Annotated in this window: 20 protein-coding genes; 14 read left to right on the top strand and 6 right to left on the bottom strand. The window is 47.3% G+C overall.

Features of this window, described 5'->3' with window-relative positions:
• Positions 1-10: 10 nt before the first annotated feature.
• Positions 11-502, bottom strand: a complete 492-nt coding sequence (locus tag LEPBO_RS40460) for an FHA domain-containing protein (protein ID WP_190806269.1) — start codon at positions 500-502, stop codon at positions 11-13.
• Between the two features lie 386 nt (positions 503-888).
• Between LEPBO_RS40460 and LEPBO_RS0129500 the strand changes: the two genes are divergently transcribed.
• Positions 889-1,125 carry a hypothetical protein gene (locus LEPBO_RS0129500; protein ID WP_017291200.1) on the top strand — a complete coding sequence of 79 codons (237 nt, stop codon included), beginning with the start codon at positions 889-891 and terminating at the stop codon, positions 1,123-1,125.
• Between the two features lie 63 nt (positions 1,126-1,188).
• On the opposite strand, the gene pntB is transcribed toward LEPBO_RS0129500, so the two are convergent.
• Both pntB and pntA read right to left on the bottom strand, forming a co-directional pair.
• On the bottom strand, positions 1,189-2,577 hold the full coding sequence (gene pntB, locus LEPBO_RS0129495) for a Re/Si-specific NAD(P)(+) transhydrogenase subunit beta (RefSeq protein WP_017291199.1): 1,389 nt from the start codon (positions 2,575-2,577) through the stop codon (positions 1,189-1,191).
• Between the two features lie 9 nt (positions 2,578-2,586).
• Positions 2,587-4,209 carry a Re/Si-specific NAD(P)(+) transhydrogenase subunit alpha gene (gene pntA, locus LEPBO_RS0129490; RefSeq protein ID WP_017291198.1) on the bottom strand — a complete coding sequence of 541 codons (1,623 nt, stop codon included), beginning with the start codon at positions 4,207-4,209 and terminating at the stop codon, positions 2,587-2,589.
• Positions 4,210-4,687: 478 nt separating this feature from the next.
• On the opposite strand from pntA, the gene LEPBO_RS0129485 reads away from it, so the two are divergent.
• The 12 genes from LEPBO_RS0129485 to LEPBO_RS40455 all read left to right on the top strand — a co-directional run bounded on the left by LEPBO_RS0129485 (position 4,688) and on the right by LEPBO_RS40455 (position 12,638).
• Complete coding sequence (locus LEPBO_RS0129485) at positions 4,688-5,221, top strand: DUF2808 domain-containing protein (RefSeq protein WP_017291197.1); 534 nt, start codon at positions 4,688-4,690, stop codon at positions 5,219-5,221.
• Between the two features lie 90 nt (positions 5,222-5,311).
• Positions 5,312-5,458: a 50S ribosomal protein L34 gene (rpmH, locus tag LEPBO_RS0129480; protein WP_026149018.1), complete on the top strand. Its 147-nt coding sequence runs from the start codon at positions 5,312-5,314 to the stop codon at positions 5,456-5,458.
• A gap of 1 nt (position 5,459) precedes the next feature.
• Positions 5,460-5,807 (top strand): ribonuclease P protein component, encoded by a 348-nt coding sequence (gene rnpA, locus LEPBO_RS0129475; RefSeq protein ID WP_017291195.1) that lies wholly within the window; start codon positions 5,460-5,462, stop codon positions 5,805-5,807.
• The gene (locus LEPBO_RS0129470) at positions 5,797-6,195 is read left to right on the top strand and encodes a PH domain-containing protein (protein ID WP_017291194.1); all 399 of its coding nucleotides are present in this window, start codon (positions 5,797-5,799) and stop codon (positions 6,193-6,195) included. The genes rnpA and LEPBO_RS0129470 overlap by 11 nt, the downstream gene beginning before the upstream one ends.
• A 97-nt stretch (positions 6,196-6,292) precedes the next feature.
• On the top strand, positions 6,293-7,456 hold the full coding sequence (yidC, locus tag LEPBO_RS0129465) for a membrane protein insertase YidC (protein ID WP_026149017.1): 1,164 nt from the start codon (positions 6,293-6,295) through the stop codon (positions 7,454-7,456).
• A gap of 12 nt (positions 7,457-7,468) precedes the next feature.
• Positions 7,469-7,972 carry a Jag family protein gene (locus tag LEPBO_RS0129460; RefSeq protein WP_017291192.1) on the top strand — a complete coding sequence of 168 codons (504 nt, stop codon included), beginning with the start codon at positions 7,469-7,471 and terminating at the stop codon, positions 7,970-7,972.
• 276 nt (positions 7,973-8,248) lie between these two features.
• Entirely contained in the window at positions 8,249-8,785 is a 537-nt protein-coding gene (locus tag LEPBO_RS0129455; protein WP_239741245.1) for a YceD family protein, read from the top strand.
• Between the two features lie 39 nt (positions 8,786-8,824).
• Positions 8,825-10,348, top strand: a complete 1,524-nt coding sequence (locus LEPBO_RS0129450) for an AAA family ATPase (RefSeq protein ID WP_017291190.1) — start codon at positions 8,825-8,827, stop codon at positions 10,346-10,348.
• Positions 10,349-10,537 (top strand): RNA-binding S4 domain-containing protein, encoded by a 189-nt coding sequence (locus tag LEPBO_RS0129445; protein ID WP_017291189.1) that lies wholly within the window; start codon positions 10,349-10,351, stop codon positions 10,535-10,537.
• A 94-nt stretch (positions 10,538-10,631) separates the two neighbouring features.
• Complete coding sequence (locus LEPBO_RS0129440) at positions 10,632-11,402, top strand: MBL fold metallo-hydrolase (RefSeq protein WP_017291188.1); 771 nt, start codon at positions 10,632-10,634, stop codon at positions 11,400-11,402.
• The gene (locus tag LEPBO_RS0129435) at positions 11,399-11,677 is read left to right on the top strand and encodes a 4a-hydroxytetrahydrobiopterin dehydratase (protein WP_017291187.1); all 279 of its coding nucleotides are present in this window, start codon (positions 11,399-11,401) and stop codon (positions 11,675-11,677) included. Before LEPBO_RS0129440 ends, LEPBO_RS0129435 begins: the two co-directional genes overlap by 4 nt.
• Before the next feature lie 145 nt (positions 11,678-11,822).
• On the top strand, positions 11,823-12,638 hold the full coding sequence (locus LEPBO_RS40455) for a helix-turn-helix domain-containing protein (protein WP_017291186.1): 816 nt from the start codon (positions 11,823-11,825) through the stop codon (positions 12,636-12,638).
• Positions 12,639-12,749: 111 nt separating this feature from the next.
• Here the strand turns inward: LEPBO_RS40455 and LEPBO_RS38640 are convergent, their stop codons facing one another.
• The 3 genes from LEPBO_RS38640 to serA all read right to left on the bottom strand — a co-directional run bounded on the left by LEPBO_RS38640 (position 12,750) and on the right by serA (position 15,994).
• On the bottom strand, positions 12,750-13,334 hold the full coding sequence (locus LEPBO_RS38640) for an HD domain-containing protein (RefSeq protein WP_017291185.1): 585 nt from the start codon (positions 13,332-13,334) through the stop codon (positions 12,750-12,752).
• The gene (gene prmA, locus LEPBO_RS0129420; protein WP_026149016.1) at positions 13,318-14,208 is read right to left on the bottom strand and encodes a 50S ribosomal protein L11 methyltransferase; all 891 of its coding nucleotides are present in this window, start codon (positions 14,206-14,208) and stop codon (positions 13,318-13,320) included. The genes LEPBO_RS38640 and prmA overlap by 17 nt, the downstream gene beginning before the upstream one ends.
• 205 nt (positions 14,209-14,413) lie before the next feature.
• Positions 14,414-15,994: a phosphoglycerate dehydrogenase gene (gene serA / locus LEPBO_RS0129415; RefSeq protein ID WP_026149015.1), complete on the bottom strand. Its 1,581-nt coding sequence runs from the start codon at positions 15,992-15,994 to the stop codon at positions 14,414-14,416.
• A gap of 192 nt (positions 15,995-16,186) precedes the next feature.
• Between serA and LEPBO_RS45455 the strand changes: the two genes are divergently transcribed.
• Positions 16,187-16,351 carry a DNA cytosine methyltransferase gene (locus tag LEPBO_RS45455; RefSeq protein WP_394368062.1) on the top strand — a complete coding sequence of 55 codons (165 nt, stop codon included), beginning with the start codon at positions 16,187-16,189 and terminating at the stop codon, positions 16,349-16,351.
• Positions 16,352-16,401: the final 50 nt, after the last annotated feature.

Raw genomic sequence — 16,401 nt, 5'->3', positions numbered from 1 at the left:
TTTCGCTAGTTTAGGGAATATAGATAGAAGCTCCATGTAAAAAGAAGCCATCTTTCGGACAGCGTCCATTAAATTTTGTGGCTTCCTCGTAGGTATAGCCTGATGCACAGTGTGGGCAAGTCAGGGGCAAGGCAGATGTTGGAGCACCTTCCGCTTTGAGATCCGCAGGCGCGGTTGGAGCAATCACGATCGGGGTGTGGAGCACAACCGAGATCTGGAACACTCGTCTGCCGAGCTGCAATTCTCCATCATGATCAAGTGGCACAGGTACGTCATCCACCCAATTCCCGTACAGCTTAGGAGGATTGCTTTTGCCTTTGAGATTGCGGAGATAAAACTGGTCTGCAGGGGGGGCAAAGTAGATTTCGACATGTAACTTCGATACGGTTAAGTCTTCCTGTGTGATCGAAGGCAAGACTAAATCACAAGTGACTGGATCTCGACCAATTCGCAATTGTGGGTGAGCAATTCCAGGGTGAGTAGAGTAGAGAGTGCGAGTCATCGTGCCCTTGTTCCAGGTAAGAATCAACTCTTTCATGTTCGATGTCAATTTTATGAGAGTAGAACGGGGTAGCATCTCATCTTGCAATGACTACTGAATGCTGTAGAGCGATTCTGCATTGTTCTGGGTAAATTTTCATCACGGATGAGGACGTTGCTTGAATCTAGCGCGCTCCTACAATATTTATCACGCCGTCCTTTTTAGAAAACGTTACATCAACAAAATAATACAAACGAATCTGTAGAATAACTATCTCGTTGCATCCACAGATCTCGCTCAAAGCAGTCTCAGATCCGATCTCTCCAAATCCGTTGAGCCTTTGCTCCGGCTCAGCTTTACTTTTGGCTAGAATTGTCAACCCAATTGAATCCGATTGAAGTCAGCATATGCAGATCCCCAACTATTACGCTCGCACGGAAACGAATCAATGCGATAACACTGTGTTTTTCTTGCTCGACGATCGAGCCGAACAGATTCCCGTTTTGGTGGTTGCAGATGGGATGGGAGGATATGAGCATGGCGAGGATGTCAGCTGTCAAGTCGTTTTAAAAGTAGAAGATTTTCTTAAGCTAAAAAAATCGCCTGTCGAATGCATTCAACGAGGCGATTACCATGACGTTTGACCTTGTAAAGACGTAAAAGCGTTTAAGCTCTTACGGTTGCTTCTTGATTCAGACGCAACGGGGTTAGGCGACGACTAATGCGTTGAGTTTGCTGAGAATTGCATCAGTGTTCTTCTTCGCATCGCCAAAAAGCATGTGAGTGTTTTCCTTGTAGAACAGGGGGTTTTCAACGCCTGCATATCCACTGCCTAAACTCCGCTTTAGCACGATCGTTGTTTTTGCTTTCCAAACTTCCAGAACAGGCATTCCCGCGATCGCACAATCTGGATCTTCGACAGCGCTAGGATTCACCGTATCATTTGCCCCAATCACTAAAACGACATCCGTTTCAGGAAAATCGTCATTGATTTCGTCCATTTCTAGCACAATATCATAGGGCACTTTTGCTTCTGCTAGTAACACATTCATATGTCCTGGAAGTCTTCCGGCAACCGGATGAATGCCAAACCGAACCTTGATTCCGCGATCGCGCAAAGTCTTTGTGATTTCAGAAATCGCATGCTGTGCTTGTGCAACTGCCATGCCGTAGCCTGGAACAATGATTACGCTACTAGCATTTTCTAATTGCTCGACGGTGTCTTCTAGCGAAATCGATTTCGCTTCTCCCGTCATCTCTTTTGCCTTAGCACTCTTCCCAGTTCCAAAGCCGCCCAAGATGACACTGATAAACGATCGATTCATTGCTTTACACATGATGTAACTCAGAATCGCGCCACTACTGCCAACTAATGCGCCCGTAATGATTAGCAAATCATTTGACAACATAAATCCAGCAGCAGCAGCAGCCCAGCCAGAGTAACTATTCAACATCGAAATCACGACGGGCATATCTGCACCCCCGATCGCCATCACCAGATGCACGCCGAGCACTCCAGCTAGCACACTCATGATCAGCAATGCCAGAGTCGAGTCATGATTCAAAAACTGTGCGCCCAAAGCAACACTTGCACCGAGTAAACCAAGGTTCAGAATGTGCCGTCCTGGAATCATTAACGGCTTACTGCTAACTAAGCCTCGAAGCTTACCAAAAGCAACGATCGAGCCTGTAAATGTCACCGCTCCGATAAATACACCGATAAAGACCTCGACTTGGTGAATCGTTGCTTCGGCTCCCGTTAAAGCCTGCGGTTGAAGATGATTCGCAATTCCAACCAGCACGGCTGCCATCCCGACAAAGCTATGCAGCATGGCAACTAGCTCAGGCATTTCAGTCATTGCAACTCGCCCTGCGAGAATTGCGCCGATAATTGCTCCCGGTACAATCACAGTGGCAAGAATTCCATACCCTGTCACATCACTGCGGAGAATGGTTGCGAGAAACGCGATCGCCATTCCAGCAATTCCATACCCATTCCCTTTCTGAGCCGTTTCCTGGTTAGAAAGTCCGCTCAAACTCAAAATGAACAAAGCACTCGCGGCAATGTACGCCACATTAGAAAGACTATCAAACATGGCTCACCTCTATTTCTGGAACATTTTGAGCATCCGCTGAGTGACTAAGAAGCCACCCGCGATATTGATGGTGCCGATCAGAATTGCGATCGCGCCTAAAATGGTTGTTGCAGAAGTGGCAGTCCCCGAAATCTGAAGCATTCCACCCAAGATGATGATGCCGCTAATCGCATTCGTCACACTCATTAAAGGCGTATGCAATGCAGGTTTCACGTTCCAAATGACTTGCCATCCTACAAAGCACGCCAGCACAAAGACAGTAAAGTGGCTGAGGAAAGATGCAGGCGCGATCGTGCCAATTCCGAGTAAGCCTAATCCGAAGAGAACTGTCCAAATCCAGCTTGTGGATTTGCGAACCTTTGAGACTTCAGCTTTGACTTCAACCTTCAAGGCTTCAGCTTTCGGTGCGGGTTCAACTTTCGAGGTGGGTTCAACTTTCGGCAAAGGCTCGACTTTTTCACCTTGATGTAGAACCAAAGCACCTCGAATCACTTCGTCTTCTAAATCCACGTGATAGTGATCATTTCTGCCCATGTCATCGAGCAAATGACACAGATTTTTGCCATAAAGCTGACTGGCTTGAGCCGCCATCCGACTCGGCAAATCCGTTAGACCAATGATCGTTACCCCATGATGCCGAGCAATCTGTCCCGGAGTTGTCACTTCGCAGTTTCCACCCTGCTCTGCTGCCAAATCAACGACAACTGAGCCTTCTTTCATGCTCTCTACCATTTCTTTGGTAATCAAGGTGGGAGCTTTCTTGCCGGGAATCAGAGCGGTTGTAATGATGATATCGACTTCTTTCGCCTGAGCCGCGAACAGTTCCATCTCTGCTTTGATAAATTCAGGACTCATGGTTTTGGCATAGCCGCCTTGTCCAGTGCCATCTTCCTCAAATTCCAATTCGAGGAATTCTGCCCCTAAGCTTTCCACTTGTTCTTTCACGACGGGGCGAGTATCGAAGGCGCGCACAATTGCACCGAGCGATCGCGCGGTTCCCACCGCTGCCAATCCGGCAACTCCTGCGCCAATTACCATTACCTTTGCAGGTGGAACCTTGCCCGCCGCCGTAATTTGTCCGGTAAAAAATCGTCCAAAATGTTCAGCCGCCTCAATCACCGCGCGATATCCAGCGATGTTTGCCATCGAACTCAAGGCATCTAATTTCTGAGCACGGCTGATCCGTGGCACGGCATCCATCGCGAGCACGGTCGCTTTACGATCGGCTAAATGCTTGATTAATTCTGGATTCTGAGCCGCCCAAATAAAACTAATTAAGGTTGCCCCTTCATGTAATAAATCGGCTTCATGTTTGTTTAAGCTGGAATTCCAAGTTGGCGGACGAACTTTCAGCACTAGATCTGCATAAGACCAGAGCGTTTCAGTATCGACAATGATTCGGCAACCGGCATCTAAATAAGCTTGATTTGAAAAGTTTGCAGCTTCTCCGGCTCCCGATTCAACTAATACTTCAAATCCATATTTCTGTAAAATCTGAGCCGTGTCAGGTGTTGCGGCGACTCGGCATTCGCCTAGATAAATCTCTTTTGGAATTCCAATTTTTCTATACAGGGCAGGGGTTTGATCGGGTGTCCGCTCTGCCCCTGATTCTTTATCGATCGCGATCGTCATAGCATCTCCTGATATGTGGAGGTTTGTAACAACATGTTCCTTAATTCCCAAGCCTTTCTCATTCATACTCGAAAACACAAGGCGAGGTGTCGCTTGTGTTTCAAAAAGTAATTTCTGAGGCAAAGGTTCAGAAATTATAGAGTCAGTATATGAGCGACAAGATGTAAGTTTGTATGAGTTTAAATATCTGAAGAAAAATGCAAATCTAAATTAATAAAATTGCGATAAAAACATAGAGATTTACATAGAAATTTACAACTTTCAATACGTCTGATTCATTTCGAGCAGCGTTAAACACGCAAGATTGTGCCGACCTGGACTAATATTCTTGTTCTAAACTAGATAGAGATATTAATGAGATGTCTAACACTCGGGAACGAATCCTAGGCAAAACTCGTCGCCGTGGAGTAGCCCCTCACGCAACAGTTCCTGCTAATCTCAATGTTGAATGAACTTAACCCCTAATCTATTTTTTTCTATGCTGCTGAAAGGATGTTCAATGCGTCGCACGGTTTCAACTCTCGCGATTGCGGGAAGCTTAATCGCTGCGGCTCCCCTGGTTGCGTTCGCTCAAGGTCTGCCCGGATTGACAATCTTCAGCGGCGTTGAAGCGAAAAACCAACTCAGCTATCGACTCGACTTTGGTGGAAATAGCGGCTCCTGGGATCGCTATCGGTTTCGCATCGGGCGAGAAAAAGTGAAACTCGCGATCGCTCAATTTGCGATCGACTACCCCAACTACTTCAAAGGCACGTTCGATCCGAAAGAAGTTGAACTTTTGGTCAATGACAAAAAAGTTGCGATCGATGAAGTCAAATGGGAGAAAGAAAACTACGTGATTGAGATTTTCCCGAAAGAACCTGTTCCGGCAGGTTCCAATGTCGAAATCATCTTCTCAAACGTCAAGAATCCCAATAGCGGCGGCATGTTCTACTTCAACTGTCGCATCCTCACCCCTGGAGATGTTCCTCTTCTGCGGGATCTTGGAACCTGGATCGTTACGATTCAGTAACCGAAAATCATGATACTCTAGTAGACTGTGACTTTTCCCGCAGTCTACTATTTTTTTGCTTGGGATTTATTATTCACTGGAGCCACGGACATGACGAAGCGTACCCTCGGCGGAACAAGCCGCAAACGCAGACGAGTATCGGGATTTCGCGCTCGGATGCGAACCAAAAACGGACAGAAAGTCATTCAAGCGCGTCGTCGCAAAGGGCGGCTTCGCCTCTCGGTTTCGACTTCTTGAGTTGTTACCTCAGGAAAATAGGCTCAGACATCGACGAGATTTTGATGCTGTTTATCAGCGCGGATTTCGTCGAGGATCGCGCTGTTTTACGCTCAGAGTGCTAAAAACGCCTGAGCAACCGACCCAGATTGGCATTTCAATCAGCAAAAAGGTCAGCAAGCGAGCCGTCATTCGCAACCGAATTAAACGTCAAGTGAGAGCAATTTTGCGGAATTTCTTGCCGCGTCTGAACGCTGGATTCTCGATCGTGATCGGAGTCCGGATCGAGGCGGTTGAGTGTGATTACCCTCAATATCTGCAAGAATTAGAGCAGTTATTGATAAAAGCTGAGGTGCTGAATGGCAGTTAAAGAAGAAGTCTTCTACGAAGGTGGCCCTCACATGGGGGATCTCATTATCAATGTGCTGCTTGGGTTCACGGTGATTTGCTTGCCGTTGACCGTTGGTGCGATCGTGCGTGCCCTTTGGTTGCGCTATCGGATTACGAATCGACGGATCAGTGTGACGGGCGGCTGGCAAGGGCGCGATCGTGCCGACGTGATTTATTCCGAAATTACGAAGGTCGTAACCGTACCGCGTGGGATCGGATCTTACGGCGATATGGTGTTGACGCTTCGAGATGGCAGCCGTGTTGAACTACGCGCTGTGCCTAAGTTTCGGGACGTTTACGATTTCATTAACGAGCGGCTTTCTGAGCGCGCCAAAAAAGTCAGTGGAAGTCTCGGAAGTCAACCCTAGACGCTACACTGTATTTGACAATTTAAGCATTTGACAAAAATTGCCTCAGGAATTGTCACAGTCAAACTTTAGATCCTATTAGGTAGACGTAAAGCGAATGGACTTTGGTGTTAGCTTCCTATCCAATAACGTGATGCTGCCGATCCTGGATTTTTTCTATGGGATCGTGCCGAGCTATGGTTTGGCGATCGTGGCGTTGACTTTAGTCATTCGCTTTGCCCTCTATCCCTTGAGTGCTGGTTCCATCCGTAGTATGCGTCGCATGAAGGTGACTCAGCCGGTCATGCAAAAGCGCGTGAAAGAAGTTCAGGCGAAATATAAAGACGATCCTGCCAAACAGCAGGAAGAAATGAGTGCGCTTTACAAGGAGTTTGGTAATCCTCTAGCAGGCTGTTTGCCTGTTGTGTTGCAGATGCCCATTCTCTTTGCCTTGTTTGCGACTCTGAGAGGATCGCCTTTCTCGGATGTGCCTTACACGGTGAATTTTCAAATTGCGCCTCAGGCTCAAGTTGAACAAGTTGCACCGCAAGCTTTTATTACTGCCCCTCAGAATATTTACTTGGCAGATGGCGTTCACTCAAAAATTACTGCGATCGCTCCTGCTGGGACAAAGCTCGCCGTCGGTGAGAAAACGAAAATCGAGTTTCAAACCGTCGAAGGCAAGCCATTTAGTGCCCTGCAATCTGAGTATCCTGACAGTCGTTTAGTTCCGAAGTTCAAAGCAACGGTTGGAGCGGAGCGCATCAAGATTAATGAGGATGGCACGATCGAAGCTCTTCAGCCCGGAGATGCAACGGTTCAAGCGTTTATTCCTGGACTGGCAGCCGATAAAGGATTCCTGTTCATCGATCAGCTAGGTCACGTCGGCGCGATCGATCCAGATGGCACATTGCACTGGGACATCATTGGGATGGTGCTGTTCTTTGGGATTAGCCTTTACATCAGTCAATTGATTTCCGGTCAAGGCTCAACGGGTAATGCTCAGCAAGACACAGTGAATAAGATTACGCCTGTGATTTTCTCTGGCATGTTCTTGTTCTTCCCCTTGCCTGCGGGTGTGTTGATGTACATGGTGCTGGCGAACATTTTCCAGACGGCTCAAACTTTCATTTTGTCGCGTGAACCTTTGCCTGAACATCTCCAGAAGCTGGTGGATGCCGAAGCTGCGGCGACGGCAAAAGCAGGGGGTGGAGCGAAGAAAGATAAAGAAGGTGGAGATGATTCTCTGCCGTTTGAACCCGGTCGTAAGAAAAAAGCATAATTGGTTGGACGTATGGCTGAGACTCAATTACAGCAGCGAGGTCAGCAATGGCTGGAAACCTTCCTGAAGTTCGCTGATTTTCCGGCAACCGTAACTGCCGAAGTACGAGAAACATTTGCTGAGAAAAGCTGCTGGTTGACGATCGACCATACTGCCCTCCAGCCGAATCAGCTCGAAGCACTGCTGGGCAGTAAAGGTGCAGTTTTAGATTCGATTCAGTATTTAGCAAGTTCGATTCTGAACATTGGGCAAAGCGAACAGATGGCTTATACGATCGAGCTAAACGGCTATCGTGAAAAACGGCATCAAGAACTGCTCGAAATTGCTGAAAATGCAGCGGCAGAAGTTCGTGAGACGGGAAGAGAGTATGAGATCAAATCGCTCTCTTCAGCAGAACGAAGACAGGTGCATTCGATTTTGCAAGGGAGCGAGGATATCGAAACCTTCAGTCGCGGACAAGAACCCGATCGACGATTAGTCGTGAAGCTAGTTGGAGCGGGTTCCGACGGAGACTAGCAAGTTCTAAAATTCGATAAACTAAGAGAAGCGGGAGATTTTGTGGTTTAGAAAACAAATCTGCCGCTTTTGGTTTGATAGATGTACGAACAGCACAGCCTTGTGAGACAGATTTCTGATAACACAGGCAATAACACTGCGATTAACGCTTGAAGATTTTTAGCCTAATCGCCCTCGTGCTGCACTTGAAATCGAGCGGTTTTGCAATCGCGATTCGGTCATTTCTTTCACTTTTTCGACTCGACTCTTTACTGCTGAACATGTTCTGAAAGCTGGATGCTGATCAGAACGATTACGACTCTAAGAAACATCATGGAAGCGATTCATATTCCTCGGCTGACTCAGTGCCCTGAACAAACCCAGAAGATTGAGTTCAAAACCCTCCTCAAAGATCTCAAAACGCTGACTCCGGTTCAAGGCTGGCTGAAGGTGGCTCACCGAGGGAATTTTCTCGAAGTCTCGGCTCACGCTGAAACGATCGTCACCTTAACGTGTCATCGTTGTTTGCAGCAATTTAATCATCGATTAGAGATCGAGCCGAGTGAATTGATTTGGCTCGATGAAACGGCTGATCAACTCGACGAACTCCCACTGGATCAAGATTTATCGATGGATGATCTGGTCGAAACCTTGCCGCCGCACGGTTACTTTGATCCAGAAAGTTGGCTCTATGAGCAGCTTTCCCTGGAAATTCCGCAGCGCCAACTCTGTCAGCAAGACTGTGCGGGCATTGAGGTAGCAGATGAAGTGAAGAACCCAGGCATCGATCAACGCTGGGCATCCTTGCAGTCATTGAAAGGAAAACTCAATTGAGTGTTGTACGGTAATAGAAAGACCGTACTTTAAGAAACTATGAGTTTTAGCGACGAATTTAATCTCCTGCTGCGGGCGCGTTACCCCATTATTTACATCCCCACTCGTGAAGAAGAACGAGTCGAAGCTGCGATCGCACAAGCGGCGAAACTTCAAGGCGATCGTGCCGTTTACACCTGGGATTTTGTCGATGGCTATCAGGGCAATCCGAATGATGTGGGATTTGGGAAACGCAACCCGCTGCAAGCTTTAGAATTCGTCGAAAAACTGCCGATGAGTGCGCCTGCGATTTTCATTTTGCGGGACTTTCATCGGTTTCTAGATGACATTTCGATTTCGCGAAAATTGAGAAATTTAACGCGATTGCTGAAGTCTCAGCCTAAGAATTTAGTTTTACTTTCATCGCAGATTGCGATTCCCGATGATCTGACCGAAGTGCTCACCGTTTTGGAGTTTCCACTGCCAGGAGCCGCAGATATTAAGTCTGAGATTGAGCGACTGTTAAGTGCTACAGGTCAGCAGCTTGAGAGTAAGAATTTGGATGATTTGGTGCGATCGTGCCAGGGTTTATCGATCGAGAGAATTCGGCGCGTTCTCGCTCGTGCTTTTGCCTTACATAGCGAACTGCGCTCTGAAGATATTGAATTGATTTTGGAAGAAAAACGCCAAACGATTCGGCAAACTCAGATTCTCGATTTCTATCCCGCAACGGAAGCGATTTCGGATATTGGCGGATTGGATAATCTCAAAGATTGGCTGATTCGGCGCGGTGGATCATTTAGCGATCGTGCTCGACAATATGGATTACCGCACCCAAAAGGCTTAATGCTCGTCGGCATTCAAGGGACAGGAAAATCTTTAACGGCAAAAGCGATCGCGCATCATTGGCATTTGCCGCTGCTGCGCTTGGATGTTGGGCGTTTGTTTGGTGGCTTAGTCGGAGAATCCGAATCGCGCACTCGTCAAATGATTCAACTCGCAGAAGCGCTTGCGCCTTGTGTGCTTTGGATTGATGAGATCGATAAAGCGTTTGCAGGAGTCGATAGTCGAGGCGATGCGGGAACAACGAGCCGCGTCTTCGGAACTTTTATCACTTGGATGGCTGAGAAAAAATCTCCTGTCTTTGTCGTGGCAACTGCGAATAACATTCAATCTTTGCCGCCAGAGATGCTGAGAAAAGGGCGATTTGATGAAATTTTCTTTGTGGGATTGCCGACTCAGGAAGAACGGAAATCAATTTTTTCAGTGCATCTGTCTCGGCTGCGTCCGCACAATTTGAAACAATATGACCTCGATCGCTTAGCTTACGAAACTCCAGACTTTTCAGGAGCCGAAATCGAGCAGACATTGATCGAAGCCATGCACATTGGATTTAGTCAAAATCGGGATTTCACCACCGATGACATTCTCGAATCCGCGAGTCAGATGGTGCCACTTGCCCGAACTGCGAAAGAGCAGATTGAGTTTTTGCAAGATTGGGCAGCGGCTGGCAAGGCTCGGATGGCTTCTAAACATAGTCCCTTGAGCGATCGCATTCAACGACAGTTACAACAACCCGAGTAAATGATGGAAGACACAATTAAGTTAGATCAATTTCTCAAATTTCAAGGCGTAGTCCAGACTGGAGGGCAGGCAAAAATGCTGATTCAAGCTGGAGAAGTCAAAGTTAATGGAACCATTGAAACGAGACGGGGAAGAAAATTAGTCAAAGGCGATCGCGTCACCACCTTGGGAGAGACGATCGAGGTTTAAAATTAGGGTCAATAGACTTCTTGCGCCAGCACCCTGTGAACTGATTCGCTAGGTAAGTTGGCAAGCAAGCTAATTAATTTCCGGTCAGCAAACAATGTTTCTTACTTGGCTTGATAGCAATTCTTGGCTGATCGAACTGGCTGGAAAGCGCATCCTGCTCGATCCCTGGCTCGTTGGCGAATTAGTGTTTGGCAATCTCGGATGGCTGTTCAAAGGAACTCGATCGAAAGATCGCCCCATTCCTGACAACATCGATTTGATCCTGCTCTCGCAAGGGATTGAAGATCATGCTCATCCTGAAACCTTGAAAAAGCTCGATCGCTCAATTCCAGTTGTTGGTTCTCCTAGTGCGGCAAAGGTAGCCCAAGCGATCGGATTTACATCGATTACAGCCTTGAAGCCTGGAGAAAGCTGGACGTTAGATCAGCTTCAAATTCAAGCGACTTTAGGATCTCAACTTGGGCCTGGGACACAAGAAAATGGCTACTTGTTGACCGAACTTTCGACGGGAACCACACTCTACTATGAGCCTCATGGTAGTCATCCCAAGAACTTGAAAGCTCCGATCGATGTAGTGATCACTCCTTTAATCGATCTGGCTTTACCGCTTGTTGGCGCAATTATTAAAGGTGCTGAAAGTGGAGTCAATCTTGCTCAACAAGTTCGACCTCAAGTGATTTTGCCCACAGCAGCAGGTGGAGATATTCAGTTTGAAGGCATCTTGAACTCTTTACTCAAAGCCATCGGAACAGTCGATCAGTTTCGTGCAAAACTGGCTCAAGCGAATCTATCGACCACTGTGATTGAGCCAAAGCCCGGCGATCGCATTGAAATTCTTCTTCCATCAAAAGAGGTAGCATCATGACTCCACTTTCTTTACAAGATCTCGAAGCCGAATTAAAAAACCTGGACGGTTGGACGATCGAGCAGGGCAAATTACACCGTGAATTCAAATTTGCTTCCTTTGTCGAAGCATTTGGATTTATGTCAAGCTTGGCACTCGTCTCCGAAGCGAACGGACATCATCCCGAATGGTTCAACGTGTATAATCGCGTCACCGTTGACCTAACCACACACGATGCTGGTGGAATCACTCAGAAGGATATTGACTGGGCGAAAACTGCCAATAAACTGGCATAATCTCTGACAAAACTTCCAGATTTCGAGTTCTGAGCCGGAAGAAAGAAGAAATCGACACAAGAGGTTTTTTATGTTGCATTGGCAACATTGCACTAGCGTCTTATACGGGGTCGATCGCAATTCTTGATTTTGGTGAGGACAGGAAATGTTAGCGCAAGATTCGATGCGGATCAGTATGGCAGGCGTGGAGCTAGATGACCATCACACCCTGCTTTCCCAGATAGAAGCTGAGCTATACCGGAGTGAAATCTACCGTCGAGCCGTTGAGCGTTTAGAAGCAGGTGTCTCTGAAGGAACTTCTGCCCAAGTTTGTCTCAAATCAGTGGCACGCGAAGCAATTCGATTGGCACTGCGAGAAATGAAGTTGCAAGAAGCTTCCACACCGAAGCCAGAACCGAAAAAGGTGGAATCTCCTCGTAAAAAGGTTACTGCTGATATTTCTGAATCTCATCGGCAGGAGTGTTTGGCACGCTTAGGCGCACAGATTCGAGCCGCCCGTGAGGCGCGATCGATGTCGATCGCGGAACTGCACAGCAAAACGCTCGTTCCAGTTCATCAATTAACTGCGATCGAGGCTGGACAGGGCACCCATTTGCCTGAAGATGTCTATCTCAGAGGGTTTATTCAACGCATTGCGAAAGCCTTGAATGTTGAGAGTACGGTGTTGCTCGATTTGCTGCCTGCTGTTGACCCAGTGAAAGCTGTGTTGCCATCTTGGTATCAGCCAAAGCAGCAGAAGTCGATTTCGCTGGGTGGAATGGCGCTCAGTCCAGTGCATTTATATTTAGGCTATGCTGCTGTGCTGAGTGGTGGAATGGTTTGGTTATCGCAGCATTCTTCGCAACCTGCACGGCCGGGAGCAGAGTTAAATGCGCCTCAAGTTACGCCTGCTCAGTCTGACTCTCAACCGACTGCAAAAATGAGTGCCAATATGCAAGTTGCTGCACCTGAGAGATTGTAATAGCTCACTGCATTTCGGCTTTGCTCAACCTTTTGAATCGAGAAAGCTCGTAACGAGGTTAAAGAGAAGTTGTGAGTTGAGCGAAGCCGAAGCCTGATATCCATTTGCAACTTAAAGATGAGCTAATCGTTGCAATTCTGCATCAAGATTGCGGCGTGCGATCGCTTCTCTTGCCTGCATCGTGGGTGTGGAATAAATGCGATCGCGGTGCAAAAAACTTTCTAACACTCGCGATCGCCCAATTCGATAATCCTCGTCTGTTACCCAAAAATACTCTTTCCGAATTGCAGCAGCATAGCTCTGATAGTGTTCTGGCTCAGTGCTGAGAATTGCTAAATCTGCATCTAAGAGAATCTGACTTTCTGCATCAAATGCTTGATGGGTTTTCGTACAAAGAATCAAATTGCGAACTTGATGGATCTGCTCAAATTCAGGAAATAAAGCTGCTGCAAGCTCAGCGCTGTTCTCCTCATTATCCTGAGCATGAGTGTCATACACGGCATCATGAAACCATGCCGCAAGATTCAGCGCAATCGACTCTCCGCCTAACTGCTCTAGCATTGAGAGAACGTGATAGAGATGCTCAACCGTGTGATAGTAACGATCTTGGCTCGAATACGCTGCAATCAACTGCCAAAATAGTGGGTCTGAAAAACGCCAGCGTTTGCGCAACCAATTTCTACGATCGACGAACATTTAAACAGCACCAATCGCCACGCTTCCATAAAGCTGCGACAATCCACCCATTTGCCTCTAACGTATCTGCAACAGGTTTTGCTTGCTCCAACAAAATCCCGCTCAAAATTCCCCATGAAGAAGGCTTAATCAAAGGTGTCCATTGTGGAATCAGATCAATGATGACTTCTGCCAAAATGTTGCAAACTAACCCATCGACTGGTTCTTCGATCATCTCTTGAAGTCGCGTGACACTACCTTGATCCACGACTAATCGCGCCGGATCAAGGTGATTCAGTTCTACATTTTCATGGGTTGCTTTGACGGCTAGCGGATCAGTATCGACAGCATAAGCTTTTTTAGCTCCTAAGAGCAGTGCGCCCACTGAGAGAATGCCAGATCCACACCCAATATCTGCGATCGTCACGGTTTGCGGATCTACACTCAATCGCATCTCTAAAGCTTCTAAACACAGTTGAGTCGTCGCATGATCACCCGTTCCGAATGCAACGCCTGGTTCAAGCTGCATGACAATGCGGTCGGTCTTTTCGGGCACAGGCAGCCAAGCGGGATTAATCAAAAAGCGATCGCCTAGTTCCTGCGGCTTCCAGTAACTCTTCCAACTACTTGACCAATCTTCTTCATCAATGATTTGCCATTGCACGATCGGTGCAGGCAAATTCATGCAAAGTGCATCTTGTTTGAGCAGTAAAGACAACGCAGATAAATCTAACAACTGTGCCTGTTGCTGAGGCAAATACGCTGAAACCAAACAAGACGAGCCTTGACTCTGACTCGATGCCCCTTTACAGCCAAAATTATCAAATCGCCAAATTGCCGTCTCTTCGAGAGCCGCATCACACAGAACTTGAATTTCCCACCAACTGTTAGACATAAATTTGCAGCACGGCAAAATAAAAATAGAAGCATCTAGGCTGATCTGATCAGAGTCAATCATTTATGACTTTAGACTCTGCTCTTCTCAATCCCCCTGAATCTAAGAGGGGATCAAGACCCACATCTGAGGCAGAAAATTCTCGACTCTCCTGATTCAGGCAGGAAGTAGGAGTGATCTCCTGGCTCCTGCCTGAATTCAGTTCTTACAACGTAACCGTGTAAGCGTCGCGGATTCCAGCGACTTGCTTAATCTCGTTCATGATGTTCTCCGGCAACGGATCATCAATGCTGAGCACCATCACCGCATCGCCCCGAACAATTTTCCGTCCCACCTGCATACTGGCGATATTGACATTGAATTCGCCCAACAGCGAACCAATCCGACCAATGATTCCCGGCATATCCCGGTGCAGGGTGAACAGCATATAGCGATTCGGCGGCACGTTGACTGGAAAATCATTGATGCTCGTGATCCGAATCTCATCATCTCCGAGCAAAGCTCCGGTTACAGAGTGTTCTCCCAGTGTGCCTTTTGCGGAAAGATGCAGTGAACCTGCATAGTCTTTGATCGATGCATCGCGAGTTTCAACGACTCGAATGCCTCGCTCTTTTGCTTCAATGCTGGCATTCACATAGTTCACCCGCTCTTGCAATGCCGGAGATAACAATCCTTTCAACGCAGCAATCACGATCGGTTGGCTTTGATTGGTTGCCAAATCTCCCCGCAGCCCAATATTGAGCGATTCAATACGTCCCCCGGCAAGTTGCCCAACCATCTTTCCGAGCGTTTCCGCAAGCTGCAAGTAGGGCTTCAACTGTTCTAAAACGTCAGGGCGCAGTCCAGGAATGTTGACTGCCGATCGAGCAGGTTCGCCAAGTAAGACATCCCGAATTTGTTCTGCAACGTCGATCGCGACATTGACCTGAGCTTCTTCAGTCGAGGCTCCCAAGTGTGGCGTTAAGACAATTTCCTTACCCAAAGCCGTGAGAGGCGATTCTCCTAACGGTTCGCTGGAGAATACATCTAACGCGGCTCCGGCAATTTTTCCAGCTTTGAGGGCTTCTGCGATCGCAGTTTCATCGATAATTCCGCCTCGCGCACAGTTAATAATGCGCGCATTGGGTTTCATTTTCGCGATCGAGTCTGCATTAATCAGGTTGGCAGTTTCCGGCGTTTTCGGAATGTGCAGGGTGATGTAGTCTGCCGATTGAAACAAAACATCGAGTTCAACTAAGCTACAGCCCAGTTGTTCTGCACGCTCCACTGAAATAAATGGATCATAAGCCAGCAACTTCATGCCCATTGCGCGTGCCACAGTTGCGACATGGGCGCCAATCTTACCGAGCCCCACGACTCCTAACGTTTTGTTATAAACTTCGTTCCCGGTATAGCTTTTGCGATCCCATTTGCCTTGTTTCAACTTGGCATTCGCTTCGGGAATATAGCGAGACAACGATAGCATCATTGCTAGGGTATGTTCAGCTGCCGCGATCGTATTACCTTCGGGCGAGTTGACAACAATAATTCCTTTGCGAGTTGCGGCTGGAACATCGACATTATCGACTCCAACTCCAGCGCGTCCAATAATTTTCAGATTGCGTCCTGCCTCAATGACCTCAGCAGTTACGCGCGTTCCAGAGCGAATCATCAGCGCATCATATTCTGGAATCACTTCGACAAGTTGCTCTTTACTCAGATCAGTTTTGACATCTACTTGAGCGACTTGGGACAAAATATCGATCCCAACTTGATCGATTGGATCGGAAACAAGAACCTTGGGCATAACACGAGTGCGAGAGGCAGAGTGAGTAGTGCATGAAAAACTTTTCCAAGTTTTCCACAGATTGATCATTCTAATGGATTGGTGTGACGCATCCCTCCCTATACTCAAAAAGTTTTCGGATTTGCGCTGATCAAGCAGCGAATCTAGTCCTGCCCCTTTAAACTATTATTCTGAGCTTGCGTAAGGTCTATTTTGGTTAGACCGAACGATGGGCTGCACCTATCAAGCACGATCGGTTCTCTATTTCCAGGTTGTGGGGACTTAGATTTAGGATTTAACCAACCTGGATTTCAGACGATTTGGGCAAATGAGTTCGATAAGAGTATTTGGGAAACTTACGAAAAAAAATTATCCTGAAACCGTTCTAGATAGGCGTGATATCAGCAGCATTCCTTCCGATGATATTC

This window comes from Leptolyngbya boryana PCC 6306 (genome assembly GCF_000353285.1).
Taxonomy (GTDB): Bacteria; Cyanobacteriota; Cyanobacteriia; order Leptolyngbyales; family Leptolyngbyaceae; genus Leptolyngbya; species Leptolyngbya boryana.
Note: the sequence above shows the minus strand (reverse complement) of the source record. Positions and strands in the feature narration are given on the sequence as shown.